We start from the raw sequence: 25,250 nt of genomic DNA, 5'->3' as shown, positions 1-25,250 counted from the left end.
CGAGCACCTGCAGGTCGTGCTCGGTGCCTTCGATGCGCAGGCTGAAGTGGGTTTCATTGGCCGGGTTGAACATGGCGATATCCTTGCGAAAGCGGTCATCCATTGGCCCGCCGCAACCAGCGTTGCAGGCGGGTCGGCGGGGTGGCCTGTAAGGTGTTCAGCAGCTCGGCGCAGTCGATGCGACGTTGCGCCTCGTCGAACGCCAGCGCGGTGCGCAGCGCCGGCCAGCAATGCGCCGGCAGGCGTTCCGGGCACTGCAGTTCCTTGTCCAGCTCCATGGCCTTGGCCTGCTTGGCGCTGAGGCGGCGGAACGGGTGGCGGCCGCTGCACAGCTCGTAGAGCACGCAACCGATGGCGTAGACATCGGCGGCGGCGGACAGTGGCGCGCCGTCGAGCAGCTCCAGTGCCGCGTAGCGTGGCGTCCAGGCCGCGAAACGGTTGCGGGCGATGCGCGGCAGGCCGGGCAGAACACCCTCCACGGGTTGCCCGAGACCATAATCGAACAGGCGCAGGCCGTCGTCGGCGAGCATCACATTGCTTGGCTTCAGATCGCCATGCAGCACGCCGAGGCTGTGGGAATAGGTGAGCGCTTCGAGCAGCGGGATGGCGATCTCGCGCAGCTCTTCCCAGGGCAAGCCCTCCGGACGCTCGCTGAGCAACTGGTCGAGGGTCGGGCCCTTGAGCAGTTCCAGGGTGATGAAGGCGCGCTGGCTGGCCAGGTCGACGTCGAAACCGAACAGCCGCACCACGTGCCGGTGACTGAGCCGCGCGGTGAGGGCGAACTCGCTGTAGAGCAGGGCGTTGGCGTCGGGGTATTCGGCGAAGTCGTCGCTGAGGGTCTTCAGTGCGACGTAAGGGTCGGGGTCGCCGAACTGCTCGCGCAGCAGGTCGCGGGCACGGTACACCGCGCCCATACCGCCGACGCCGAGCAGGCGTTCGATCTTGTAGCGGCCGCCGAGCACTTCCGGCAGTTCGCCGATGCGCAGGGGCTTGGCCGTTTCCGTTGGCTGGGCAGCGGTCGCGGCCAGGGCGAAATAGGTCAGGTCGGAGGCTTCGTCGGCGGCCAGCAGTTCTTCGCTCATCGGGACTCCTTTAGCGGCGGATCACCACCGCGCTGAGGTTGTCGCGCGCGGGACCGTCCAGGGCCTGCTGGAACAGGCGGGTGAGCGCCAGTTGCGGCGACGGCAGGTTCAGCGCGGCACCCAGGGCATCGGGGGTGAGGCTCTGGTAGAGGCCGTCGCTGCACAGCAGGAAGGTATCGCCGGGCAGGCTGTTCAGTTCGAGGATGTCCAGGCTCAGCTCCTCGCTGGCGCCGATGGCGCGGGTCAGCGCATGGGCGGCGGGGTGACGGGCGGCTTCCTGCGGGCTGAGCTGCTGCTCGTCGATCAGTTGTTGGACCAGCGAGTGGTCGCGCGATAGCTGGTAGAGCCGGCCGCCGCGCCACAGGTAGCAGCGGCTGTCGCCGGCCCAGACGCAGGCCAGGCGATCGCCCGCTGCGAGCAGGGCGACCACCGTGCTGCCGATTACCGGGTCGGGACGCTCGGCGGTCACCGTCAGTTCCTGGCCGAGGCGCCGGTTGAGGTTGTGCAGGCACTGGCGAACGAATGCCAGGCGCTGCTGCAGGTCGCCTGCGGCCGGCAGGTCGGCGAGATTTTCGACGATCAACCGGCTGGCCAGGGCACCGTTGTGATGGCCGCCCATGCCATCGGCGACCACCCAGAGACCCTGCGCCGGCAGGTCGAGAAAGGCGTCCTCGTTGCGCGCCCGCACCTTGCCGGTGTCGGTGCGCGCAGCGCTGCGCCAGGGGCTGGCAACGACCTCCATCAGAGGGTCGCCGGCAGCTTGAAGTCGCGCAGCAGGGCCAGGTCGAACGGGTTCGGCGAGCGCTGGCTGTGCAACAGGTAGTTGGCGCGCAGGCCGCCGAGGTCGGCCTTGACCATCAGCACGTCGCGACCGCTGTGGTACTCCATCTGCATCAGGTCGAGCAGGCGGAACAACGACCACGGGCCGGTGTTCTTCTCGATGCCCACCTTGCGCCCGCCCAGCTCTTCCACCACCAGGCTGGTGCGACCTTCGTCGGCATCGGCCGGCCAGACGAACGCGGTCTGCACGATCGGGCCGTGGCGGTATTCCAGGTGCTGGTTGCCGAAGCGGAAGTCGGCGCGGCCCAGGCTGGAGTCCAGCGAGTAGGGTTCGAGCTTGAAGCGGATCATCGGCTCGGCCGGGTTCTCGGCGAAGAAGCTGCGGCGGATGGTCTGCGCGTGGCTCATCTGCGCGAGGAACTCGCGGGACAGCGGCAGGCCACGGCCATCGACCCGACGCAGCTGGTATTCGCCGGCGCTGCCGCTGACGAAGGGCTTGAGGTAGCGATCGAAGAAGCTGTCGGCGACGCCCTGGGCCTTGAAGAACTCGCGGAAGTCGGCGATTGCCACATCGCTCTCGCTGTGGGCGCTGAACGGATAGCGCTGGCGCAGCGAGCTCTTGTAGACCGCATACAGCTCGTTGCGATAGCGCTGGTTCAGGTAGTGGTAGGCATCGTTGAGCACCAGCATCCAGCTGTCTTCGGCGAGCAGGCCGAGCCAGTTGCCGACCGGCTGTGGCAGCCGTGCGGCGCTGTTGCGAACCTGGTTGATGGCGTCGCGCTGGCCGGCCATGCGTGCCTTGGCCAGCTCGAACGCGGCCTGCTCCGGCGCGCTGGCGTGGGCCAGGCCGGCCAGTTGCAGCTGCAGAGCGTCGAGGGCTTGCAGGGTGGCACCCAGTTCGCCGGTGGCGCCGCCGTTCTCGTCGAGCAGGCGGTGCAGCGGTTCGAAGCGGCGTTCCAGGGTCTTGCGTGCGGTATCCGGCAGGTTCTTGGCCAGCGCGGCCTGGGTCTGCTCGGCGGCGGCGCTGGCCAGCTTGGCTACGCGACCGACCTTGCCCTTGGCGCCTTCCAGGGCTTCGGCGGCGTCGCCGGCGCCTTCAGCGGCCTCGGCCAGGCCGGCGAACTTGGTGTTGTCGCGGATTTCCACCAGCAGTTGCAGCAGCGGCGAGTTGGCGGCGGTCAGGCCGGCCAGTTGCATGGCGCCCTGGTTGGCGCTGCCGATCGGCTCCAGGCTCAGCTGCGCGAGGGCTTCGCCCCAGTAGTTGGCGTAGTCGCGGAAATACAGCTGCTCCATTTCCACCAGCAGGCGGCTGAGGTCGGCGGCGCTGAGGTTGTCGCCTTCGCCGAGCACCCAGTTGTCACGCAGGATCTCGCGTACCAGGTCGGTGCCCTGGGCCTGGTAGTACTTCTGGTAGCCCTTCTGGGTATAGAAGCCGGGAATGGCGTAGTCGGAACCGACGAACAGCGCGCCCTGCGGGCCGAGACGCTGGCTCAGGCGGTAGTCCGGCAGGCTGCGGGCCTGTTCGCGCAGCATGCGGTAGACCACGTTGGCCAGCGATTCGCTGCGCAGCACCTGGCGGGCCTGGGCGATCAGTTGGTCGTTCAGCGCGTAGGGGGCGAAGGATTCGTCGAGCAGGCGCGCAAAGTGGGTGTTCAGGCCTTGCTGGGCGACGGCATTGCCGGCGTAGCGCAGCGACCAGTCGGCGGCCAGCCAGTCCTTGAGGAAGGGCACGTCGCGGCGTTGCTCGAGGTTGAGCATCAGGTAGGCGCGCAGGCTGTTGAGCAGGCGCTCGCGGTCGTTCAGGTTGGCGCGGATCTGCGCTTCCAGCTGACTGGCAACGCGCGGCAGCAGCAGGTTTTCCAGCTCATGGCGATAGGCCTGGTGCACGGTCGGATCGACCTCCTCGCCCTGGTACAGGCCGCCGCGATGGGTGTAGGAAACGTCCTCCACCGGCGGGAATACCTGGGTCGCGGCGTAGCTGTTGTCCAGCGCGGCGAGGGTGCGCAGGGCGTCGTCCTGGGCGGCGATGGACTTGTGCTCGCGCTCCAGCTTGCGGGCGATGTCGCGCAGCTCTTCGAGGCGATCATGGTTGGCCGAGAAACCGTTGGCCCAGATCACGCCGAACAGCGCCAGGCAGGCGAAGGCGCCGGCGTACAGGGCGCGCTGGCCCCAATCGATGCGCCGCACTTCCTTCTGGTCGAGCCCGGCGAGGTCCGCCTCGGGGAAGATCACCCGGCTCAGCAGGTGGTTGATGAAGCGTGCGCGACCACTGCGGAACATCGGCAGGGCGCTGCGCGACAGGCCGAGGTTGCGGCCCAGGCCGGCGGTGTCCGGGTCGAGCTGTTCGGTCAGGTGCGGTGCGCTGGTCAGGTAGAAGCCGCGCAACTGGCTGGCGCGCTGGTAGCGGTTGCCGGAGAAGGCCAGTTCGGTGAACAGGCACAGGCGCTCGCCGATCAGGCCGAGCTGGTGCGGGAAGTCGAGGATGCGGCCGCGGCGCTGGGTGTCGCGCTCCTGGTGCATGCGCAGGATCACCTGGCTGTTCAGGCGGCGCAGCAGTTCCTCGAATTCCTGACGGATGACGTTGATGTCGGTGCCGTTCTGCTCCTTGCGGAAGCTGGCGCCGAGTACCTGGTCGCTTTCCTCGCGGGACAGCTGGTCGAAGAACTCTTCGAAACCGAGCACCTTGTCGGCCTTGCTCAGTACCAGGTAGACCGGCACGTCGGCGCCCAGGCGCTGGTGGATCTCGTGCAGGCGCTGGCGGGTCTGGCGGGCCAGGTTTTCCAGCTCGGCCTCGCTGCCCTCGGTCAGTTGCTCCACCGGGATGTTCACCAGCACGCCGTTGAGCGGGCGGGCACGGCGCTTGCGCAGCAGGCCGAGCAGGGTCTGCCAGGCATTGGCGTCGACCTGCGGGTCCGGCTGGGTCAGGTAACGGCCGGCGGTGTCGATCAGCACGGCGTGGTCGGCGAAGTACCAGTCGGCATAGCGGGTGCCGGAGACGTCCTTGGTCAGGCGCTGGTTGTCGCCGCGGTTGAGCGGGAAGTCCAGGCCGGAGAAGTCCAGCAGGCTGGTCTTGCCGCTGCCCTGCGGGCCGAGCAGCAGGTACCAGGGCAAATCGTTGCGCCAGCGCTCGCTGCGGCCACGATAGAGGTCGGAGCGGCGCAGGGTGCGCAGGGCTTCCTTGAAGCGATTGCGCAGTTCGAGCTGCTCCTCGCTGATCAGGCCTTCGCGGCGCAGGCGTTCCTGGGCCACTTCATCCTTCTCTTCGGCCTTCTTGCGGGCGGTGGCCTTCCAACTGGCGAAGACCATCGCCAGGCCCCAGAGCAGGAACAGCAGGCTGATGCTGAGCAGGCGGCTGGTGGCCGACTCCCAGAACTTGTAGTCGTTGACCGCCAGCAGCGGGCCGGCGAACCAGATCACCAGGGCCAGCACCAGTACCAGGCACAGGCTCCAGACCCAGGTCTTGCGGAAAAAGGCGCCGAGTTTGGCGAAGAAACCTTTCATCTCTTGTCTTCCCTGCTTACGGCTGAGGATCGAGCGCGTTCGAATCGAGCGCCTGATACGGTTGCAGAACGGTCTCGCGCTGTTCGTCGAGCACCCAGGCGAAGCCGGCGTACATCATCGCCAGGCACATCAGGGTGAACAGCGCCACCAGCCACCACGGCACGATGCGCACCAGGCGCCGGCGGGTGTCCTTCAGGCCCTGCCAGTGCGGCGAGATCTCCCGCGGCACGTCGCCACGCAACTGGCGGATCTGCCGGTACAGGCTGTCGCGCACCGCTTCCAGCTCGAGCATGCCGCGCGGCAGCACGCGGTACTTGCCCTCGAAGCCCAGCGACAGGCACAGGTACATCAGCTCCAGCATTGGCAGGTGCTTGACCGGGTTGCGCGACAGCCGCTCGAGCAGCTGGAAGAACTTCTCACCGCCGAAGGTCTCGTTATGGAAGGAGGACAGCAGGCTCATCTGCGACCACTCGCTCTCGTTGCCCCAGGGCGTGGTCACCACCGCCTCGTCGACCACGGTGCAGAGCACGTAGCGTGCGGCCATCACCTGGCTGCTCTCGGCGCCGTCGTGCAGGGCGCGGTGCTCGAACAGCTTGATGGCGCTGGACAGGCGCTGGTTCAGCGCATGCAGGTCTTCGGCCTCGAAACTGTGCTTGAGCCGCACCACTTCCGAGAGCAGCGAAGAAGCCGCGGCCACCAGCGGGTTGAGGCTGATGTTGAAGGTTTCCGCCGGGCGCAGCCGGGCGGCGTAGATCATGCGCTCTTCCAGTTGCTCGAACTTCGGCGCGGCGGCGAAATCGGTCAGCGGACTGTGTGCCGGCGCTTCGCCATGGCGGTTGAGGATGACGGTCTTGTCATCCTGGCCGTATTCCATTTCCTTGGTGCTCATAGTCAGTTCCTGATCGCCCAGAATTTCAGCTCAAGCCCGGAGAACTCCCCGGACACGTGGAAGGCGAAGCCGCCGGAGCCTTCCAGCTGCGCCAGTTCCTCGGAGGTGAGCTCCAAGGCGAAATAGGTCTTGCCGGAGTGGAACGGGATCTGCCGCGGCGCCACCGGCAGCGGTTTGACCTTGATCCCCGGCAGGTGCAGGTTGACCAGTTGGCGGATGCGCTCCACCGGGCCGATCTTGAGGTGTGCCGGCAGGCGCGTGCGCAGCTCTTCCGAGTCGCACTGGGCGCTGGCGGCGAGCACGAAGGAGGCCGAGCCGAGCAGCTTGTGGTCGTGCAGCGGCGACACCTGGATACCGTATTGGCGCTGCTGCAGCAGCAACTCGATGGCGTGCTGCTCGAGCACCATCGACAGCACCTGGCGGATCGCGTCCATCAGCTTGCGGAAGCTCAGGCCCTGGTCGCTGTGCAGGTAGCGGCTGTCCAGGCGCGGGCGTTTGGTTTCGCTGGCGAAGGTCGCCAGTTCGCCGAGCAGGCCGAGCAGTTCGCGGTAGATCTGTTCCGGATGCACCTGCTCCAGGCCGAGGTTGTGGCGCAGCATCGGTTCGTAGCGGTTGATCAGCTGCAGCATCATGAAGTCGCCGACTTCGGCGCCGCCGACCTTGCCGGTGGCGCGGATGCGCTCGGCGAGGATGTCGCCCCGGTGGGCGAGCATGCTGATCACTTCCTTCAGGCAGGACAGCAGGTAGCCGCTGGCGTGGAAGTGCACGAAGGTGGGGATGAATTCCGGGTCGAGGCTGATCACGCCGTCGGGCGTGGTATCCAGCACGTCGCAGAGCTTCAGCTTCACGTAGGCCTGGTCGCTCTGCTGCTCGCCGAGCAGCAGGCGGAAATCCGGGCGGCCGGTGCTGACCTGGCTGGCGCTGCTGTCGCCGGCGTTGGAGTCGGCGACTTCCTCGTCGAAGGCGACGTAGCGCGACAGCACGTCCTTCTGCTCCAGGCGGCGGCTCTCGATGTGGTTGCCGGTGACCAGCGGCAGGGCCAGGTAGACCGGCACGTTGCTGGTGTTCGGCGGCACGTCGAGGGCCAGCGGCTCGCGCTCGGCACCGATGTCGAACAGGGTGCCGTCGGGCAGGATGCCGGCGGCCTGGCTGACCACCAGCTTGCCCATGTTGAGGAACTGCCGGTCGATCTCCAGGCCGAAGAAGCCCCAGGCGTAGCTGTCCAGCTTCTGCGTGCGGGTCTTGAGCTGGTAGTCGTAGTAACGGTCGTTCTGCTGGAAGTGCTGCGGACGCAGCAGCATGCCTTCCTGCCAGACCACTTTATGCATGGTCATGCTTATTCCCCATCCTTGGCGGTAGCCGCCAGATCGCGAATGCCGCGCTCGTCGAGGCTCAGCTCGATGCGCGTGCGTTCCTCTTCTTCCAGCGGAATGACGAAGCGCCAGTTGGCCTCCGGCAGGTCGCGGTAGGCGGCGAGCACACCGACGTAGCGGCTGCCTCCCTGTACCGAGAGTTTCAGTTCGCGGCGTTCGCCAGGGCGCAGTTCGAGTTCTTCCTGGGCCACCAGGTCCGGGGACAGGGCTTCTTTCGGGCGCTGGTAGAGGCTGAAGAAGTCGGCGCTGGTGAAGGCCACCGGGTGCTTGAGTTCGACCAGGCGCACCACGATCGGCGACGGCCGACCGTTGAGATCGGGGTTGAGCCTGTCGCTGCCGGCCAGGGCCAGGTCGAGCTTGGTCATGTGCGAGTAGGGCGAGAGCGCCGAGCAGCCGCCGAGCACGGACAGCGTGGCGAGCAGGGCCAGGGTGAGAAGGCGAGGCATGGCGATCATCCTTGCAGGTCGGTGTTGAGGGTGGCGATCAGGCGCACCTGTTCTTCGTAGGCATGGGCGAAATCGCGGGCAAACAGCCGCTCGCCCCAGTCGTCGTCGCGCTGCATGGCATCGTGCAGGCGCCGATAGGCGCGCCAGCGGCTGCCAGCGGTGGAAATCAGCGGCTTGTTCTCGCGCTCGAAGCGCAGCGCCAGTTGTTGCGGCGAGAGCTGTTCGAGCACGCTCTTGACCGCCGCGCGGCTGGCGGCGAGCAGGGCCACCTGGTGCGCCTGCAGGTCGCGGTAGGCGCGGCTCATGGCCTGTTCGGCGGGCAGCTGGCCGGGTTTGCCGCCGCGCAGCAGGATGCCCAGGGCCTCGCCGGCGTCGGTGCTGTGCTTGAGCGGGTTGTTGCCGGCGCTCTGCACGGTGGTCAGCGCCAGGCGCATCTCGTTCTTCAGCTCGCTGCGGGTGCGCAGGGTCTGCTGCAGGCTGCCGACACTCTGCTTGAGCAGCTTGGCGGCGTTCAGCGCCAGGGCTTCGCGGGCGTCGTCGTCGAGGTCGTCGAGCTTGACTCCGAGGGCGTCGCCGAATTTTTCCCAGAAGGTCGGGGGCAGGCGCTTGGGCGCCGGCTCGGGCTTGGCCGCGGGTGGCGGGGTGGGTTGCACCAGTTCCGGCACCAGCAGGTTTTCCTCGTCGATCTGCGCGTAGTCGCGCTGTTGCGACGGTGTGTGGCGCGGGGTGATCAACGCGGTAAGGTCGTCCGCCTGGGCGTAGATGCGCTCCTGCTGGTCGAGTGCGGTGAGCGGGTCGAGGTCGAGGAAGGCGTCGTCCGGGATGATGCTGCCGGCGGCCTGCGGACGGCCGATATCGCCTTCGAACATGGCCGGGTCCTGGATCAGCCGGGCGCGGATCTCGAAGTCGCCCAGGCAATACACGCTGCCATGCTCGATGCGCTGCGGGCGGCCCTTGGTCAGGGCGGCGCCGCTGTCCTTGAGCTGGATACCGTTGCTGCTGGTGTCGGTCAGGTAGAAGGCGCCGTCGCGATAGCTGACCTGGGCGTGGCGGCTGGATAGCACGCGCTTGCGGTCGGGAATCACCCAGTCGCAGTCCTCGGCACGGCCAATCACACCGCCGGCCTGCTTGAAGCTCTTGGTGGTCAACAGCCCCGGCACGAATTGCTGTGCGCTGACCACATCGAAGACCAGTTCCATTGAAGTTTGCTCCTTGCGGTTACTTGCCGCGGTTGACCGTTTCGGGCTCGCCGAGGGGACGGTATTCGTCGTCGCTGAATTTGTAGTTGCCGGTGCAGCCGGCCAGGGCCAGGACGAGGGCCAGCAGGGCGGTGGTGGGCCAATGGCGCTTTAGCATTCGGTGGGCCTCTTGTCGGTGGATAGGGTGTCGGGGGTGGCATCGAGCAGCGGCTCGCTGGCGGCGCGCTCGGTGGTGTGGATGTTGAGTCGGCGCATGCGATAGAGCAGGGTGCGGCGCGGCAGCCCCAGCTCGTTGGCGGCGTTGGTCTGGTTGCCGCGGTTCTTGCGCAGGCAGTCCAGCAGCAGGTTGCGCTCGAGCCGGTCCATGCGTTCGCGCAGGGTCAGCGGGCCGTCGCCCGAGAGCAGGTCGTGGCGCAGGCTGAAGTGTTCGGGCAGCAGCTCGCCGCCTTCGCAGAGCAGCACGGCGCGCTCCACCAGACCCTTGAGCTCGCGCACGTTGCCGGGGAAGGCGTAGCCGGCGAGGCAGTCGAGGGCCGCGTCGGACCAGCGGCACAGGTCGCGCTGCAGGAAGCTGCTGGCCTTCTCGGCGAAATGCCGGGCGAGGGTCAGGATGTCCTCGCCGCGCTCGCGCAGCGGCGGCAGCTCGATGGGGAAGTGCGACAGCCGGTAGTACAGGTCCTCGCGGAAACGGCCGTCTTCCACCAGGGCGCGCAGGTCGCGATGGGTGGCGGCGAGGATGCGCACGTCGACCTTGTGGGTCTCCGTGCTGCCCAGCGGGCGTACTTCGCCTTCCTGCAGCACGCGCAGCAGCTTGGCCTGCAGCGACAGCGGCATGTCGCCGATCTCGTCGAGGAACAGCGTGCCGCCATCGGCCGCGCCGAACAGACCGGCACGGTCGCGCTCGGCACCGGTGAAGGCGCCCTTGCGGTAGCCGAACAGCTCGCTTTCCAGCAGGTTTTCCGGCAGCGAGGCGCAGTTCTGCACGACGAAAGCCTGGCTGCGGCGCAGGCCGCAATCGTGGATGGCACGGGCCACCAGCTCCTTGCCGGTGCCGGTTTCGCCGGTGAGCAGCACGTTCACCGGGCTGTGCAGGACCTTGCCGATCAGTTGGTAGACCGAGCGCATGCGCGGGCTGTCGCCGATCAGGCCGTAGCCGCTGCTGGCCGGTGCGCTGGCGGCCAGGACGGTTTCGCTCGGCGCGTAGGTCGAGCGCAGGCTGCGCAAGCGCTGCAGCTGGGCGACGACGAAGGCACCGAGGTGGCCGAGGGAGGCGGCGAAACCCTCCAGTTCGCGCGGCACACTGCTGGCGATCAGCAGCAGGCCGTTGACGTGGCCTTCGGCATCCAGCAGCGGCAGGCACAGCAGGCTGCGCCAGGCATGGGCACTGGGCAGGAAGGCGGTTTCGTGCAGGCTGAGGTCGAGTTCGGCGAGGCTCAGCACGCGGTTCTGGCACAGGCAGTACTGCAGCAGTTGCTCGCCGTCATAGTCGCTCGGCAGGCTGGCGGCTTCGCGCGGCTGCAGCAGGCCATCCAGCCACTCGGCGCAGAGCGTCAGGCGGGTGTGGGTCTCGTCCAGCAGATACAACTGGCTGAGTTCGCAGGTGGACAGCTGCGCGGCGGCCTCCACCAGGCCGCCGAGCAGGCCGGCGCCATCGGCGGCGCGGGCCAGGCTGGCGTAGCGTGCCAGCAGGGCCTCGGCGTAGCGCAGCGGCTGCGGGACCTGGGCGAACATCGGCGGCACCTTAGGCAAACTCACAGACCACCGACCCTTCGCCGTCAAGGGTGGCGTGCACGCGTTGCAGGGATTCGCCGGCCGCCATGGCATCCAGCAGGCGGTCGACCACCAGCGGCTGCAGGTGCTGGTCGATCAGGTGATCGATCAGCCGCGCGCCGCTGTCGCTGTGGGTGCAGCGCTCGGCAAGGTTGTCCACCAGCGCGTCGCAGTGGCTGAAGGCGAGCTGGCGGCGGGCCAGGCGCTCGCCGAAGCGGGCCAGCTTGAGGCCGACCAGCTCGCGCAGCACCTCGCCGTCCACCGGGTAGTAGGGCACCACGCGCATGCGGCCGAGCAGGGCGGGCTTGAAGTGCTGCGACAGCGCCGGGCGAATGGCCAGTTCCAGGTCTTCCGCCGCCGGGCGCTGGCCGCCCTGGCAGAGGTTGGCGATGCGCTCGCTGGCGAGGTTGCTGGTCATCAGGATCAGCGTGTTGCGGAAGTTGATCTCGCGCCCTTCGCCGTCGTTGGCCACGCCCTTGTCGAAGATCTGGTAGAAGACGTTCATCACGTCCGGGTCGGCCTTCTCCACCTCGTCGAGCAGCACCACCGAGTAGGGCTTCTGCCGCACCGCCTCGGTGAGCATGCCGCCCTCGCCGTAGCCGACGTAGCCGGGCGGGGCGCCGATCAGGCGGGAGACGGTGTGCTTCTCCTGGAACTCGGACATGTTGATGGTGGTGAGGAAGCGCTCGCCGCCGTACAGCAGGTCGGCCAGGGCCAGGGCGGTCTCGGTCTTGCCGACGCCGCTGGGGCCGACCAGCAGGAACACGCCGACCGGCGCGTCGGGCTTGTTCAGGCCGGCGGCGGTGGCGCGCATGGCCTTGTCCAGCGCGGCGATGGCCTGCTCCTGGCCGCGCACGCGCTGGCGCAGGTCGGCGGCGAAGGTGGTCACCTTGCTGTTGTGCTCGCGGGCCAGCTGCGACAGTGGCACGCCGGTCCAGTGACTGATCACCTCGGCGACCAGGCGCGGGCAGACCTCATGGCTGACCAGGCGCTCGTCGGCCTGGGCGCCGGCCAGCTCGGCCTGGGTGTTGCGCAGCTCGGCTTCCAGTTGCTCCAGGGTCGGCTGATCCTCGCCTGCTTCGGCCTCCGTTGTAGCCGGCGCCTGGCGCGCGCTGGCGCATTGCTTGCGCAGGTCGAGCAGGCGCTCGGCCAGGGAGCGCTGGATGCTCCAGCGGGTTTCCAGCTGTTCCAGTTCGGCGCGGGCCTCGCCCAGGCGGGTTTCCAGCTGGGCCAGGGCCTCGGTGTCGATCTTCAGGCCGGCGTCCAGGTCGCGGCGCACCGCTTCGCGCTGGCGCTCGCCTTCGGCGATCTCGCCGCGCAGGCGCTCCAGGGCTTCCGGCGCGGCGGCCAGGCTGATGCGCACGCGGGCGCAGGCGGTGTCGAGCACATCCACTGCTTTATCGGGCAACTGGCGGCCGGCCAGGTAGCGCGCCGACAGCTCGGCGGCGGCGACCACCGCGTCGTCGCGCAGGTAGATGCCGTGGCTCTTTTCGTAGACCGGGGCCAGGCCGCGCAGGATGGTCACCGCCTCGCCGACGGTGGGTTCGTGCAGTTGCACCGGCTGGAAGCGCCGGGCCAGGGCCGGGTCTTTCTCGAAGTACTTCTTGTACTCGCTCCAGGTGGTGGCGGCGATGGTGCGCAGCTCGCCGCGCGCCAGGGCCGGCTTGAGCAGGTTGGCGGCGTCGCCGCTGCCGGCCTGGCCGCCAGCACCGATCAGGGTGTGGGCTTCGTCGATGAACAGGATGATCGGCTTGGGCGAGCCCTTGACCTCGTCGATCACGCCTTGCAGGCGACGCTCGAACTCGCCCTTGACGCTGGCGCCGGCCTGCAGCAGGCCGAGGTCCAGGCACAGCAGCTCGACGCCCTTGAGCACGTCCGGCACTTCGCCGGTGGCGATGCGCAGGGCCAGGCCTTCGACGATGGCGGTCTTGCCGACCCCGGCCTCGCCGACCACGATCGGATTGTTCTTCCGCCGACGGGCGAGGATGTCGATCATCTGGCGGATCGCCGCGTCGCGGCACAACACCGGATCGAGCTTGCCGTCGCGGGCCTGTTGGGTGAAGTTGTGGGTGAAGCGCTTGAGGTTCGATTCGCCGCTCGCCGCGGCTTTGCCGGCGGCTTCCTGCGGCTGCTGGGCCACGGCGAAGTCGCGCAGGCGCTCGGCGTTGAGCTTGGCCAGCAACGGCTGGTAGTGGCTGCCGGCGTAGCGCAGCGGGTTGCGCAGCAGGGCGAGGATCAGCGCGGCCTGGTCGACCTGGCTCTGGCCGAGCTCCAGGTTGGCCACCAGCAGGGCGTCCTGCAGCCATTGCACCAGTTCGGTGGAGAACACCGGGTTGCGCGATTCGCTGTGCTCGCCGCGCGGTTGCAGGGCGCGAGCCAGCTCGCCGGGTTCCACCTCGGCGTCCTGCAGGGCGCGGCCGAGCAGCCCCTCCGGGCGCTCCAGCAGGCCGAGCAGCAGGTCTTCCACCAGGATCTTGCTGCCGCCACGGATCACGCAGCGCTCGGCGGCGGTTTCCAGGTCGCGGCGGGTGGCGGCGTCCAGGGCCTGTACCAGTTGTTGTAAATCGACGTTGATCATTTCATCGGTCCTTAATGGGCGCTTGATCCATGGTTGATGAGCCGGGTCTGCTCGGTGGGCGCGCTTCTGGCGCTGCCCAGGGTTACCAGGCCGTCGGCGTTCTCGCGGCCGAGCCAGCTGGTCCAACCGAGGCGGCAGGGGTTTTCTTCGCCGATGCGCAGGTCGCGGATTTCGTCCTGCCGCAGTTCCAGGCGGATGTCATAGTCCAGCGGATCGCGCAGGGTGAAGCGCACCAGCGCGCAGAGCGGCTGGTAACCCGTGCCGATCGGCAGGAATTCATGAAAACGGTCCCAGCTGAGCTGGCGGATATGGATGCGGAACTTGCCGCCGCGGTCGCGCACCCGCTCGCCGAGCACCAGGCTTTCGCCCAGCTGGCTGTTGCCCAGGCCCAGGCGGTTGCGCTGTTCGGCGAGGATTTCCACCTGGCGCTCCAGGCACTGTTCGATGAACAGCTCGGCGTGCTTGAAGTAGTAGCGCAGCACCGACTCGATCAGCGCCGCCGAGTGGGCGCGCAGGCTGAGCAGGCCGAGGTACGGCAGCAGGCGCTTCCAGTTCAGCTCCTCGGCCTGGCGAATGGTCTCGCCGCCGAGGCCGATCAGGGCGAACAGCTGGGCGGAGAAGGGGTCCAGCGCGCCGCTGCGAAAACGCGTGCGATAGCGGTATTTCTGCCAGATCGGCAGCAACAGGCGCTGCAGGCGGTTGTTGAACAGATCGAGGAAGTCGCGGGTCGGGTTGCCTTCGACACTGTCGCCCAGCGCCTGGTCGGCATAGAAGGCCGGCAACGGCGAGCCGGCGCCGAACAGGCTCACCAGGTTGATGCGCAGGCGCGCGCGCAGTTCGCCGTGCTCTTCGAAGAACTGCACGCGATCGATATCGCTGCCGGGGAAGCCCAGGCTCGGGTTGGCCTGGAATTCCAGGCGCTGGTACAGCGCCTCCTCATCCAGTTCGGGATGGGCGGCCTGCAAGCGGTCCAGCACCAGCAGCACACCCTGGAACAGGCTGTACTCGCGGATGCCCCGGCTGAGCCGGGTCAGAGCAGGGGCTGTTGCCCCATGCGCGGCGTCCATTGGTACACCTCTCCCTGTGTGCTCCTGACCACCAGCTCGTGATACGAGTTGAGGCTGGCGTAGAGCGCGAAAAATTCATTGAGTACCGAGGCGAAGAGGAACAGGTCGCCCTCGCCCAGGTAACCCTCGGGGTCCATCAGCATCTCGGTGCGCACGCCGCGCACCGGCAGCCCGCGGTGCAGGCGGTCGACGTGCTGGTGGCCGATTTTCTTCAACCCGCCGAGCAGGCGTTTGCTGACCTTCTCCGCGTGCTGGTCGTAGTAGCGCGGCAGGTCGTAGGTCTCGAGGATCACCTTGAGCGCCTCGACGTTGGCCAGCGACAGGTAGTTCAGCGACATGTTGCTGATCAGCTTCCAGAGGAAGTCGCGGTGCAGCGGTGGCGCATAGCTCGGCGTCACCGCGCTGATGTTGCGGAAGCTGAGGAATTCCGGGGTGTCCTCGCTGGGCATGCAGATATCGCCCAGGTGCAGCTGGCGCGGCAGGTTCTGGTTGGTGCAGGTCAGCTCGATGGACAGGGTCTCGTGCTGCTCCAGGTTGCGCAGGCCGAAGCTCAGGTAGGTCTCCAGGCCGTCGCCGAGCAGCGAGGGTTGCTGGCGCACGCTGTAGTGCGGGCGGGCCAGCGGCACGTCGAAGCTGGGGTCGTGCTCGAACGACTCGAACGGCACGTATTCCTCGTAGCCCTTGCCGCCTGGCTTCCAGCCGATCACCCGGTCCACCGAGAACACCCCGCAGTGCTGCGAGTCGAACTCGGCCGGCAGCAGCAGGTACTGGTCCTGCTTGCCGTCCAGGCGGATCGGCGTGGCGTCGTGGGCGAACAGGTTGACCACCGGCGTGCAGTACAGGCGCACGTTGTCCAGGGTCGGGCGGATGCGTTGTACGCCGGCCTTGTGGATATCGAAGCGCAGCTCCAGGCCGCGGGCCTGCTTGAGCAGGTCTTCCGGCAGGCGATTGAGCGCGTCGAGGCCCTTGAGGTCGACGAACAGGAATTTCTCCTGGAAGGCGAAGTATTCCTGCAGGTAGCGATAGCCGCGGAAGGTGTTCAGCGGATAAGGGATCAGCGCCTCGTCCTCGGCGAAGCCCACCGGCTGGACTTGGCTGGCGGCCAGCGACAGCGGCGGGATCGGCTGGCCGTAGCTGTCGTGCAGCGGCTTGCCGCCGTCGTCCAGCAGCACCATCTGGATCCCGCCCAGGTGGCGCAGCAGGCCGAGGTAGAGCAACTGGCTGATATAGCGTTCGCCGGCCAGGTGCAGGCGCAGTTGCTTGAGCTTCAGCTCGCCGAGGTGGCCGTCGGCGGTCATGCCCAGGCGCAGGCTGAGCAGCGCGCCGTCGCCCTTCACCGAATAGTCCAGGCCGTTGAGCGCCAGCGGCAGCACCTCGGTGGCGAAGGCCGTGCGGAAGCGGCAGGTCATGCCCTGGATCGGCTTGGACTCCACCGGTGTGTGGCGCGGTACCGGCAAGGCCGGACCGGGACGCTTGAGCGGGTCGAACTGCAGCATGCTGAACGCCGGCAGCGGGCGCATGTAGTTCGGCCACAACAGGTTCATCAGCGAGTGGGTCAGCTCCGGCAACTCGTCGTCGAGCTTTTGCCGCAGGCGTCCGGTGAGAAAGGCAAAGCCCTCCAGCAGGCGCTCGACATCCGGGTCGCGCCCGCTCTGGCCGAGGAACGGCGCCAGCGCCGGGCTGCGCTCGGCGAAGCGTTTGCCGAGCTGGCGCAGGGCGGTGAGTTCGCTCTGGTAGTAGTGATTGAAGGACATCAGCGGACCGTCCCTGTGGTGGGGGCGTCGAGCTGGACGGCAGGTTTGGCGGACATCGGGGATTTCCTTATTGGACCTTCACTTGTCCGCTGCCATCCAGGCGTGCGGAGAAACTCACTTGGCGTTTGAAACCGTCCACCTCCAGCAGCCCTTCGATGGCGAAGGACAGGGTCAGCGGATCGTGGTCGCGCGGCAACGACACCACGCGCACCTGGGACAAACGCGGCTCGTACGCTTCGATGAAGCGTTCGATGGCGGCACGCGCCTGCTGCAGCGAGTCGTGCAGCGACAGGCGCATGTCGTTCAAATCGGGCAACCCGTAGTCGGGCAGCGTTTGCACGCTGCCCGCACGGGTGCTGAGCATCTTGGCCAGATGGGCAGCCACCGAGGCCATCGCGGCGACTTCGCGACTCCAACCAGCACGCTGGTCGGCTTCGCCACCGAGACGTTCGAACAGGCTGCCGTAGGCCATGAGTGCTTACTCCTTGTCCAGCTTGCCGACCAAGGACAGGGTGAAATCGGCACCCATGTACTTGAAGTGCGGACGCACGTTGAGGCTGACGCGGTACCAGCCCGGCTCGCCTTCCACGTCGCTGACGATCACTTGCGCGGCGCGCAGCGGGCGACGGCTGCGGACTTCGGAGCTGGGGTTCTCCTGGTCGGCCACGTACTGGCGGATCCACTTGTTCAGTTCCAGCTCGAGGTCGGTACGCTCTTTCCAGGCGCCGATCTGCTCGCGCTGCAGGACCTTCAGGTAGTGGGCCAGGCGGTTGACGATGAACATGTACGGCAGCTGGGTGCCGAGCTTGTAGTTCAGCTCCGCGGTCTTGCCTTCTTCGCTGATGCCGAAGAACTTCGGCTTCTGGGTGGAGTTGGCGGAGAAGAACGCGGCATTGTCGCTGCCCTTGCGCATGGTCAGGGCGATGAAGCCCTCTTCGGCCAGTTCGTATTCACGACGGTCGGAGACCAGCACTTCGGTCGGGATCTTGGTCTCGATCTCGCCCATGCTTTCGAAGTGGTGCAGCGGCAGGTCTTCCACCGCGCCACCGCTCTGCGGGCCGATGATGTTCGGGCACCAGCGGAACTTGGCGAAGCTGTCGGTCAGACGGCTGGCGAAGGTGTAGGCGGTGTTGCCCCACAGGTAGTGCTCGTGGCTGTTGGCGACGTTCTCTTTGTAGACGAAGGTCTTCACCGGGTTGTCTTCCGGGTCGTACGGGTTGCGCAGCAGGAAGCGCGGTACGGTCAGGCCGACGTAGCGGGCATCTTCCTGCTCGCGGAAGCTCTGCCACTTGGCGAACTGCGGGCCTTCGAAGTGATCCTTCAGGTCCTTCAGGTCCGGCAGGCCGGTGAAGCTTTCCAGGCCGAAGAATTTCGGGCCGGCGGCGGCGATGAACGGCGCGTGGGACATGCAGGCCACGGAAGCGACGTACTGCAGGGTCTTGATGTCCGGCGCGCTCGGGTCGAAGAAGTAGTTGGCGATCAGGGCGCCGACCGGCTGGCCGCCGAACTGGCCGTACTCGGCGGTGTAGATGTGCTTGTACAGGCCGGACTGGACGATTTCCGGGCTGTCCTCGAAGTCGTCCAGCAGGTCCTGCTTGGAGGCGTTGAGGATTTCCAGCTTGATGTTTTCGCGGAAATTGGTGCGGTCCACCAGCAGCTTGAGGCCGCGCCAGGAGGATTCCAGGGCCTGGAAGTCCGGGTGGTGGAGGATTTCGTCCATCTGCCGGCTGAGCTTGGCGTCGATCTCCGCGATCATGCGGTCGACCATGGCCTTCTTCACCGGCTCGTTTTCGTTCTGCGGCTTGAGCAGTTCTTCGATGAAAGCGGAGACGCCGCGCTTGGCGATGTCGTAGGCCTCGTCGTCCGGAGTCAGCTTGGTTTCGGCGATGATGCGGTCGAGGATGCCGAGTTCGGCAACGCTCTGGCCGCTTTCTACTGCTGCGCTAGTAGTGCTCATAAAGATGCGTCCTTGTCAGAGGGGATCAGGAGTCCAGCTTGTCTTGCGCGGCCAGGCCGAGTTCGCCCAGCACGCGGTCGCGCGAGTCGTCGTCGGAGAGCACGCTTTCGATCGCCTTGCGGAAGGCCGGGGCGTTGCCCAGCGGGCCTTTCAGGGCGACCAGGGCGTCGCGCAGTTCCATCAGCTTCTTCAGTTCCGGAACCTGCTCGACCAGGTTGGCCGGGTTGAAGTCCTTCATCGAGTTGATGTTCAGCTGCACGGCCAGCTCGTCGTCGGTGGGCTCGTCCTGCAGGCGGTTAGGCACGCCGAAGGTCAGGCTCAGCTCCTGCTTGGCCAGCACTTCGTCGAAGCTGTTCTTGTCGATGCTGATCGGCTTGCGGTCTTCGATCTTGCGATCGTCGGCGCGCTGGGTGAAATCGCCGAGCACCATGAGTTTCAGGGGAAGTTCGATCTCTTCCTGGGCTCCGCCGGTGGCGGGCTTGAAGGTGACGTTGATGCGTTCCTTGGGGGCTACCGAGCCTTCTTTGGCCATGGTCGTTCTCCGTTGCGTTATGGCCCGGGGGCCTAGTCAAGTACCACTTCGAGGTCGAGGTGGCACAGCCTGCGATAGATCTCATCCTTGCGTTCGCGCACCGCGTGGTTCTGCGGCAGCAGCTCGCAGCAGCTGTGCAGGAGGCGCAGTACTTCCAGGGCGAGATCGGGTTCCCAGGCGCCGAGGCCGGAGGCTTCGAGCGTCTGGTCGAGTGTTTCCAATTGGTTCTTGGCCAGTTCGTACTTCTTCGCCTGGAAGCACAGGCGCGCCAGGGCGAGCTGCCAGAAGAAGCGTTCGCGGCCGCCGCGGGCGCCGGCCAGGCCCTGCTTGAGCTGTTGCACGGCGGGCTTGAGGCCATCCTTGCGCAGCTGCGGCAGCACCTGTTGCAGGGCCTCTTCCCAGGGCGGGGTGGCGCCTTGCTCGCTGGGTGCGCTGTCGCGTCCGGTATCCGGGGCTTGCAGGTGAGGCAGCACATGGGCACCGATCCAGGCGCGGGTGCCGGCGTCGGCGAACGGGCTGCCGTCGTGGAAGCGCAGTTCTTCCAGACCGGGCACGCGTTGCAGGAACAGCGCCAGCTGGATTTCCACTTCGCGCATGGCCTGCTCGGCGTTCAGCTCCTGCAGGCATTCCCAGACCAGGTGCTGGCCGTCCAGCCAGAAGGGTGCGCGGGCGATGCTGGCTTCCAGATCGGCCAGCAGGTCGGCGTACAGGCCCTGCTGGAAGCGTTCGCGGAAACTGGTCAGTTTGTCCGCCGGCAGGCCGCGCAGGGCGGTGATGTTTTCCGCGTTGCGTTCCGGCAGGCCGTCGATCGGCAGCCACAGCAGGGTGCGCGCCAGGCGCAGCGGCTTGAGGTCGGTGACTTTCTGCTTCAGCCACCAGGCGCACAGCGGGCGGGCAGCGTCCTGCTGGGCGCGCAGGGCCTTGTGGGCGTCCTTCTCGTTGTCGATCGGCGTGTTGGCGCCGAGCAGCTGGGTGGCGACCTGCTTGACCTGGGCGATGGCCGCGACCACTGCGCCGGACTCCGGCTGGCCCTTGTCGGCGCGGCTGACCATCTCGTCCAGGCGGCGGCACAGCGGCAGCAGCAGCGGGGCTTCCTCGCCGAGACGGGCGGACAGGCATTCTTCGAGGCCGCGCATGTGTTCGGCGAGCTTGCGGAACAGCGGCAGTTGCTCGGCCACCGGTACGTGTTCGGCGAGGGCCTGCTCCAGGCGCGGAATCAGCCAGGTGATGGCGGCGATGCGGGTGCGCGGCTTGCGTGGATGCAGCACGTCCCAGTGCTGCGCGCAGAGCTGGTGCAGCAGGCTGATGCCGGCCTGCAGGCCGGCGAAGGATTCACGCTGGTACAGGCCCCAGGTCAGCCAGGCGGCAGCGCGCAGATCCTTGGAGTGGCTGCGCAGCAGCGTTTCGCTGCCGTCACGCACCTTCTGCCAGTCGATGCCGCCGGTTTCGTGCAGGGAGCTGGCCTTGCTCAGCTCGTTTTCCAGCAGTTCGTATTCCGCTGAATAACGCACATCTTCGCCGGCGAAATTGCCTTCGTTAATAGGCAGTTGCGCAAGTTCGAGGTAGTGGGCGGTGAGCTTGTTTGAATAGGTCATTCCCTGACTCGGCAGATATATGCAAATTGGCAGAGCCTTCTTTGTAAGAAGGGTGGGTGAAGCCTGCGAAGTTGCTATGAGTGAGCAACTTCTTGCGCACTTGAGTTGTGCAATAAGTTGCGCATGTCCCTATGGGCTGGGCATGCTAGCGATGTGACGGCAGGGCGGCAACCCGTGAAAGTGTGAGGCAGGTAGCAATCGAAGCGTTTCGCCGACAATTAGTTGGGACGTTGGTTCTGCGCTTTTTTGCTATTCAGTTTGCAAGCTGGATGAGTGCCGAAAGTTGTAAGCAGGACTATTTGCGCGATGTAAGTAATTGCTTACTGGCAAATTGGTATTAGTTCACGAAAGTGTCGTGCGCTTTTCTGGTTTATGTGACGAGCGACAAGGTTCCAAGGCGATGGATATGCGAATCGCGCGAACCGCCGAGGCCGGGAACAATGGGTTGTCCGCCGGCTCGTTGACGTCATTATTACGCTTGTTGCGGAGCCGGTTTTCCGGCTCGCTGTTCAACCGTCGAGCGGCTCGCTCCACAGGCTGACTTCCAGGGTATGGCTGGCACCGGGTGCCAGATGCAGCGCATCGTCGAGCACGTTGGCGGTTTCGATGCAGAGCATGCGCTGCCAGGCATCGTCGGCGAACTGCGAGAGGCGCCGGGCCTTGTCGATCCACGGGTTCCAGACGACGGCCGAGCGCGAGCCGCTGGCCTGCAGGTGGATGCGCCGCTGCCACTGTTCGTCGCGAATGCTCAGGCGGGCCGGCACGTCGAGGTAGAGGCGGTCGGTCTCACCGGCGAAGCGTACTTCGCCGTGCTGGGGCAGCTCGCGCCAGTCCTGCAGGCTGTCCACGTAGCGGCAGCCGTCCAGGCCATCGATGGCGGCCTGGCGGATATCGCCGATGGCGAAGTAGGTGTGCAGCGCCTGGCTCAGCGCCACCGGCGTATCGCCCTGGTTGTGGCTGGTCAGGCCGAGGGTCAGGCGTTGTGCGTCGAGGCGAATGCGCAGGCTCGGCTGCACCGCATGGGGCCAGTCCGGCAGTCCGCCTTCCGGCAGCGGGAGAGTGAAGTCGAGGGTCACCGCGTCGCCGCTGTCATCGATACCGAGCAGTTGCCAGTCGAGATTGCGCACCTCGCCGTGGGCCGGCGCCGTACTCTGCGCCCGGCGCATGGCCTGCACCGCCGGCGGGTTGCGGGCGAGATCGCCGAACCATGGCCAGCACACCGGCACGCCGCCGCGCACGCCCTGGCCATGCAGGAAAGCCGCCTGCTCGCTGAGCCAGATCAAGGGCTGCTCACCATCGCGCTGGTAGCTTAGGACCTGGGCGCCTTGCTGGGCGACCAGCAATTCCGCACTGGCCGTGCGCACGCGCCAGCACACCAGTTCGCCGAGTTCCACGCGTTCCACTTGCGGTGTTTGGGTCTGTCCGGTCATGTCCGATTTCCACGCTGAGGGCATGTCCGCATTAGAAACCGGATGCCGGCAAAGGCCAACCTCGGCTTGCGGCTGACGCGAAACACTGAACGAATCGCTCACGCAGGCTAACCTGAGGCGGCCTGCTCGCAGAGGGAAGTTGCATGCGCAATACGCTGATCGTCCTGCCATTGGTGCTGTTGTGCGGCGTCCTGGCCTGGTGGTGGAGCCGTCCGCAGCCGCTGGCCGTGGTGCTGCTGGAGGTGACGCGCGGGCCGGTGGAGAGCCTGGTGGCCAATACCCGCGCCGGCACGCTCAAGGCCTGCCGGCGTACCCAGCTGTCGTTCAGCCTGGGCGACCAGGTCAGCGAGCGCCTGGTGGAAGAAGGGCAGCGGGTCGAGCCGGGCCAGGTGCTGATGCGCCTGCGCCAGGACGACCAGCGCTCCCGCGTGGCGGAAGCCGAAGCGCGCCTGGCGCTGCAGCGCAACCTGCGCCAGCAACGCTGCCAGCAGGCCGAGCTGGATCGCCGCGACTACCAGCGCCTGCGCCGTCTTGGCGAGCGGCAATTGGCCGCCGCCGACCGCATCGACCAGGCCCGCACCAGAGCCGAGCTGGCGCAACTGGTATGCGATGCCGGCGCGGCGCAGATCGACGAGGCCGAGGCCAGCCTGGCGCTGCAGCGCTCGCTGCTCGACCAGAGCACGCTGTATGCGCCCTTTGCCGGCATCATTGCCGAGATCAACGGCGAGGTTGGCGAGTACGTCACCCCGTCGCCGCCGGGCATCCCCACCCCGCCGGCGGTGGATCTGATCGACGACAGCTGCCTCTACGTGGAGGCGCCCATCGACGAGGTGGATGCCTCGCGGGTGCGCCTGGGCATGCCGGTGCGGGTCAGCCTGGATGCCTTCCGCGGCCGCCATTTCGACGGCCGTGTCAGCCGCATCGCTCCCTTTGTCCGCGATCTGGAGAGGCAGGCGCGCACGGTGGATATCGAGGTGCGCTTCGACCGGCCGCCAGCGGATGTCCAACTGCTCACCGGCTACAGCGCCGACGTGGAGATCCTCCTGGAGCAGAAGCCGCAGGCCCTGCGCATTCCTACCGAGACCCTGCTGGAAGGCCGGCACGTGCTGCGCTACGACGCCGAGGCCGGGGTCCTGCGGGAGGTCCCGGTGGAAACCGGTCTGAGCAACTGGCACTGGACCGAAGTGCTCGGCGGCCTGGAGGAAGGTCAGCGCATTCTCGCCAGCCTGGAACAGGAGGGCCTGGTCGACGGCGTAGCAGTCACGCCGCAGGCGGACCCGGCGCGATGATCCGCCTGCGTGGCGTGAGCCGCTGCTTCCAGCTCGGCGATCAGCAGGTCAAGGGCCTGGATGCGGTGGACCTGGACGTGGCCGCCGGCGACTACCTGGCGGTGATGGGCCCGTCCGGCTCGGGCAAGTCCACGCTGCTCAACATCCTCGGCCTGCTCGACGCACCGGATGCCGGTGAATACTGGCTGAACGGCGAGGCCACGGCGGCCCTCAGCGAGGACCGCCGGGCCGAGCTGCGCAGCCGACACATTGGCTTCGTGTTCCAGTCCTACCATCTGATCCCGCGCCTTACCGCTCTGGAAAACATCGAGCTGCCGATGGTGCTGGCCGGCATCGACCCGACCGAGCGGCGTCGGCGCAGCAATCGTCTGATCGAGCGCCTGGGGTTGGGCGACCGGGTGCGCCACCGCCCCTCCGAGCTGTCCGGCGGCCAGCGTCAGCGGGTCGCCATCGCCCGCGCCATGGTCATGCAGCCGGCGCTGCTGCTGGCCGACGAACCCACCGGCAACCTCGACAGCGGTTCCGGCGCCGAAGTGGTGGCGCTGCTGGAGGAACTCAATGGCGAGGGCCTGACCCTGCTGGTGGTGACCCACGATGCGGCGCTTGGCGCCCGCGCCGCGCGGCGCCTGGAAATGCGCGACGGCCGCGTGGTCAGCGATGTGCGCAAGGAATCCGACGATGCGCGCGGCTGATGCCGTCGGCCTGTGGCTCAGCGGCCTGCGCGGACATCGTTCGCGCAGCCTGATGCTGCTGCTGGCGATCGGCATCGGAGTGATCGCGGTCAACCTGCTGACCGGCCTGGCCGAGGGTGCGCGCGGTTTCGTCATCGGCGAGTTCTCGGTGCTCGGGCGTAACACCGTGATCGTCCTGCCGGGACGCAAGGAAACCACCGGCGGCATGCCGCCGATCACCGGGCTGGCGCCGCGCGACCTGACCCTGCGCGACGCCGAGGCCATTGCCCGTCTGCCCGGCGTGCGCCGGGTGGCACCGCTGCAGGCGGGGCAGGCCGAGGTCACGGCGGGCAACCGCAACCGCGAGGCCTTCACCCTGGGCACCAGTCGCGAATTCTTCGCCATTCGCCAGTTGCAGGTGACCCAGGGGCAGATGCTGCCGGCGCTGCCGCTGCACCAGGCCGAGGCGGTCTGCGTGATCGGCGCCAAGTTGCGCCGCGAGCTGTTCGGCAACCGGCCAGCGCTCGGCGAGTGGTTGCGTGCCGGCGACCGGCGCTTCCGGGTGATCGGCATCCTCGGCGAGCGCGGCGAGTCGCTGGGCATGGACTTCGGCGAGATGCTGATCATCCCGGTGGCCAGCGCCCAGGCGCTGTTCAATCGCGAAGGGCTGTTCCGGGTGTTCGCCGAAGTGCGCGGGCCGAGCTTTCTCGATAGCGGCAAGCGGCAGATCGTCGCCGCGATCAAGGCGCGCCACGAAGGAGAGGAGGACATCACGGTGATCAGCCAGGACAGCATGCTGGCGGCCTTCGACGGCATTCTCGATGCGCTCGGCCTGGCGCTGGCCGGTATTGCCGCGATCAGCCTGCTGGTGGCGGGCATTCTGATCATGAATGTCACCTGGATCTCGGTGAACCAGCGCACCGCCGAGATCGGCCTGCTCAAGGCCATCGGCGCGACGTCGGCGCAGGTGCGGCTGCTGTTTCTCGGCGAGGCCGGTGTGCTGGCGCTGAGCGGTGGCCTCGCCGGCCTGGCGCTCGGCGAGGTGCTGTTATGGCTGGGCCGGCAGGCCTGGGACATTCCCTTGCAGACGCCGGGCTGGGCCCGCGTCGGCTCGCTGCTGCTGGCGGTGGGCGCCGCCCTGCTGTTCGCCTGGCTGCCGGCCAGCCAGGCGGCCCGACTGGCGCCGCTGGTGGCGCTGCGCCCGCCGGGAGCGCGGGGATGAACAGAGACGGGATCGCGGACATGGCCCGCGAGAACCGGCGTCGTAGCCCGGATAAAGCGCGGAACGCAGTGCAATCAGGGAAACATGGACCCGGATTGCGCTGGCGCTTATCCGG

Annotated in this window: 19 protein-coding genes and 1 pseudogene; 3 read left to right on the top strand and 17 right to left on the bottom strand. The window is 67.3% G+C overall.

Features of this window, described 5'->3' with window-relative positions; translation table 11 throughout:
• Positions 1 to 95: 95 nt before the first annotated feature.
• The 17 genes and pseudogenes from ACWKV7_RS05675 to ACWKV7_RS05595 form a co-directional block, all read right to left on the bottom strand.
• Entirely contained in the window at positions 96 to 1,082 is a 987-nt protein-coding gene (locus tag ACWKV7_RS05675; RefSeq protein ID WP_483856673.1) for a serine/threonine-protein kinase, read from the bottom strand.
• 10 nt (positions 1,083 to 1,092) lie between these two features.
• Entirely contained in the window at positions 1,093 to 1,824 is a 732-nt protein-coding gene (locus ACWKV7_RS05670) for a PP2C family protein-serine/threonine phosphatase (RefSeq protein ID WP_483856672.1), read from the bottom strand.
• Positions 1,824 to 5,363, bottom strand: coding sequence for a type VI secretion system membrane subunit TssM (gene tssM / locus ACWKV7_RS05665; RefSeq protein WP_483856671.1), 3,540 nt, complete (start codon positions 5,361 to 5,363; stop codon positions 1,824 to 1,826). The genes ACWKV7_RS05670 and tssM overlap by 1 nt, the downstream gene beginning before the upstream one ends.
• 16 nt (positions 5,364 to 5,379) lie before the next feature.
• Positions 5,380 to 6,252, bottom strand: coding sequence for a type IVB secretion system protein IcmH/DotU (gene icmH / locus ACWKV7_RS05660; RefSeq protein WP_483856670.1), 873 nt, complete (start codon positions 6,250 to 6,252; stop codon positions 5,380 to 5,382).
• 2 nt (positions 6,253 to 6,254) lie between these two features.
• Complete coding sequence (gene tssK, locus ACWKV7_RS05655; RefSeq protein ID WP_483856669.1) at positions 6,255 to 7,586, bottom strand: type VI secretion system baseplate subunit TssK; 1,332 nt, start codon at positions 7,584 to 7,586, stop codon at positions 6,255 to 6,257.
• A gap of 2 nt (positions 7,587 to 7,588) precedes the next feature.
• The gene (gene tssJ / locus ACWKV7_RS05650; RefSeq protein ID WP_483856668.1) at positions 7,589 to 8,071 is read right to left on the bottom strand and encodes a type VI secretion system lipoprotein TssJ; all 483 of its coding nucleotides are present in this window, start codon (positions 8,069 to 8,071) and stop codon (positions 7,589 to 7,591) included.
• A gap of 5 nt (positions 8,072 to 8,076) precedes the next feature.
• Positions 8,077 to 9,270, bottom strand: coding sequence for a type VI secretion system-associated FHA domain protein TagH (gene tagH / locus ACWKV7_RS05645; RefSeq protein ID WP_483856667.1), 1,194 nt, complete (start codon positions 9,268 to 9,270; stop codon positions 8,077 to 8,079).
• Positions 9,271 to 9,289: 19 nt separating this feature from the next.
• Complete coding sequence (locus ACWKV7_RS05640) at positions 9,290 to 9,427, bottom strand: type VI secretion protein (protein WP_483856666.1); 138 nt, start codon at positions 9,425 to 9,427, stop codon at positions 9,290 to 9,292.
• A gap of 80 nt (positions 9,428 to 9,507) precedes the next feature.
• A pseudogene (locus ACWKV7_RS05635) lies at positions 9,508 to 11,001 on the bottom strand (sigma-54 interaction domain-containing protein); the annotation flags it as partial.
• Between the two features lie 10 nt (positions 11,002 to 11,011).
• A complete protein-coding gene (gene tssH / locus ACWKV7_RS05630) occupies positions 11,012 to 13,618 on the bottom strand; it encodes a type VI secretion system ATPase TssH (protein ID WP_483856665.1) in 2,607 nt (868 codons plus the stop codon).
• Positions 13,619 to 13,629: 11 nt separating this feature from the next.
• Positions 13,630 to 14,685, bottom strand: a complete 1,056-nt coding sequence (tssG, locus tag ACWKV7_RS05625; RefSeq protein ID WP_483856664.1) for a type VI secretion system baseplate subunit TssG — start codon at positions 14,683 to 14,685, stop codon at positions 13,630 to 13,632.
• The gene (tssF, locus tag ACWKV7_RS05620; RefSeq protein ID WP_483856663.1) at positions 14,649 to 16,439 is read right to left on the bottom strand and encodes a type VI secretion system baseplate subunit TssF; all 1,791 of its coding nucleotides are present in this window, start codon (positions 16,437 to 16,439) and stop codon (positions 14,649 to 14,651) included. The genes tssG and tssF overlap by 37 nt, the downstream gene beginning before the upstream one ends.
• 67 nt (positions 16,440 to 16,506) lie before the next feature.
• Positions 16,507 to 16,911, bottom strand: coding sequence for a type VI secretion system baseplate subunit TssE (tssE, locus tag ACWKV7_RS05615; protein ID WP_483856662.1), 405 nt, complete (start codon positions 16,909 to 16,911; stop codon positions 16,507 to 16,509).
• Between the two features lie 6 nt (positions 16,912 to 16,917).
• Positions 16,918 to 18,396 (bottom strand): type VI secretion system contractile sheath large subunit, encoded by a 1,479-nt coding sequence (gene tssC / locus ACWKV7_RS05610; RefSeq protein ID WP_483856661.1) that lies wholly within the window; start codon positions 18,394 to 18,396, stop codon positions 16,918 to 16,920.
• A gap of 25 nt (positions 18,397 to 18,421) precedes the next feature.
• Positions 18,422 to 18,928 (bottom strand): type VI secretion system contractile sheath small subunit, encoded by a 507-nt coding sequence (gene tssB, locus ACWKV7_RS05605; RefSeq protein ID WP_483856660.1) that lies wholly within the window; start codon positions 18,926 to 18,928, stop codon positions 18,422 to 18,424.
• A gap of 32 nt (positions 18,929 to 18,960) precedes the next feature.
• Complete coding sequence (tssA, locus tag ACWKV7_RS05600) at positions 18,961 to 20,523, bottom strand: type VI secretion system protein TssA (protein ID WP_483856659.1); 1,563 nt, start codon at positions 20,521 to 20,523, stop codon at positions 18,961 to 18,963.
• Positions 20,524 to 21,032: 509 nt separating this feature from the next.
• Positions 21,033 to 21,953, bottom strand: a complete 921-nt coding sequence (locus tag ACWKV7_RS05595; protein ID WP_483856658.1) for a D-hexose-6-phosphate mutarotase — start codon at positions 21,951 to 21,953, stop codon at positions 21,033 to 21,035.
• 143 nt (positions 21,954 to 22,096) lie between these two features.
• On the opposite strand from ACWKV7_RS05595, the gene ACWKV7_RS05590 reads away from it, so the two are divergent.
• From ACWKV7_RS05590 to ACWKV7_RS05580, 3 genes are read left to right on the top strand one after another with little or no spacing between them, the layout of a single operon-like run.
• Entirely contained in the window at positions 22,097 to 23,242 is a 1,146-nt protein-coding gene (locus ACWKV7_RS05590; RefSeq protein WP_483856657.1) for an efflux RND transporter periplasmic adaptor subunit, read from the top strand.
• Entirely contained in the window at positions 23,239 to 23,934 is a 696-nt protein-coding gene (locus tag ACWKV7_RS05585; RefSeq protein WP_483856656.1) for an ABC transporter ATP-binding protein, read from the top strand. The genes ACWKV7_RS05590 and ACWKV7_RS05585 overlap by 4 nt, the downstream gene beginning before the upstream one ends.
• Positions 23,921 to 25,135: an ABC transporter permease gene (locus ACWKV7_RS05580; protein WP_483856655.1), complete on the top strand. Its 1,215-nt coding sequence runs from the start codon at positions 23,921 to 23,923 to the stop codon at positions 25,133 to 25,135. Before ACWKV7_RS05585 ends, ACWKV7_RS05580 begins: the two co-directional genes overlap by 14 nt.
• Positions 25,136 to 25,250: the final 115 nt, after the last annotated feature.

This window comes from Zestomonas ipomoeae (genome assembly GCF_057128665.1).
Note: the sequence above shows the minus strand (reverse complement) of the source record. Positions and strands in the feature narration are given on the sequence as shown.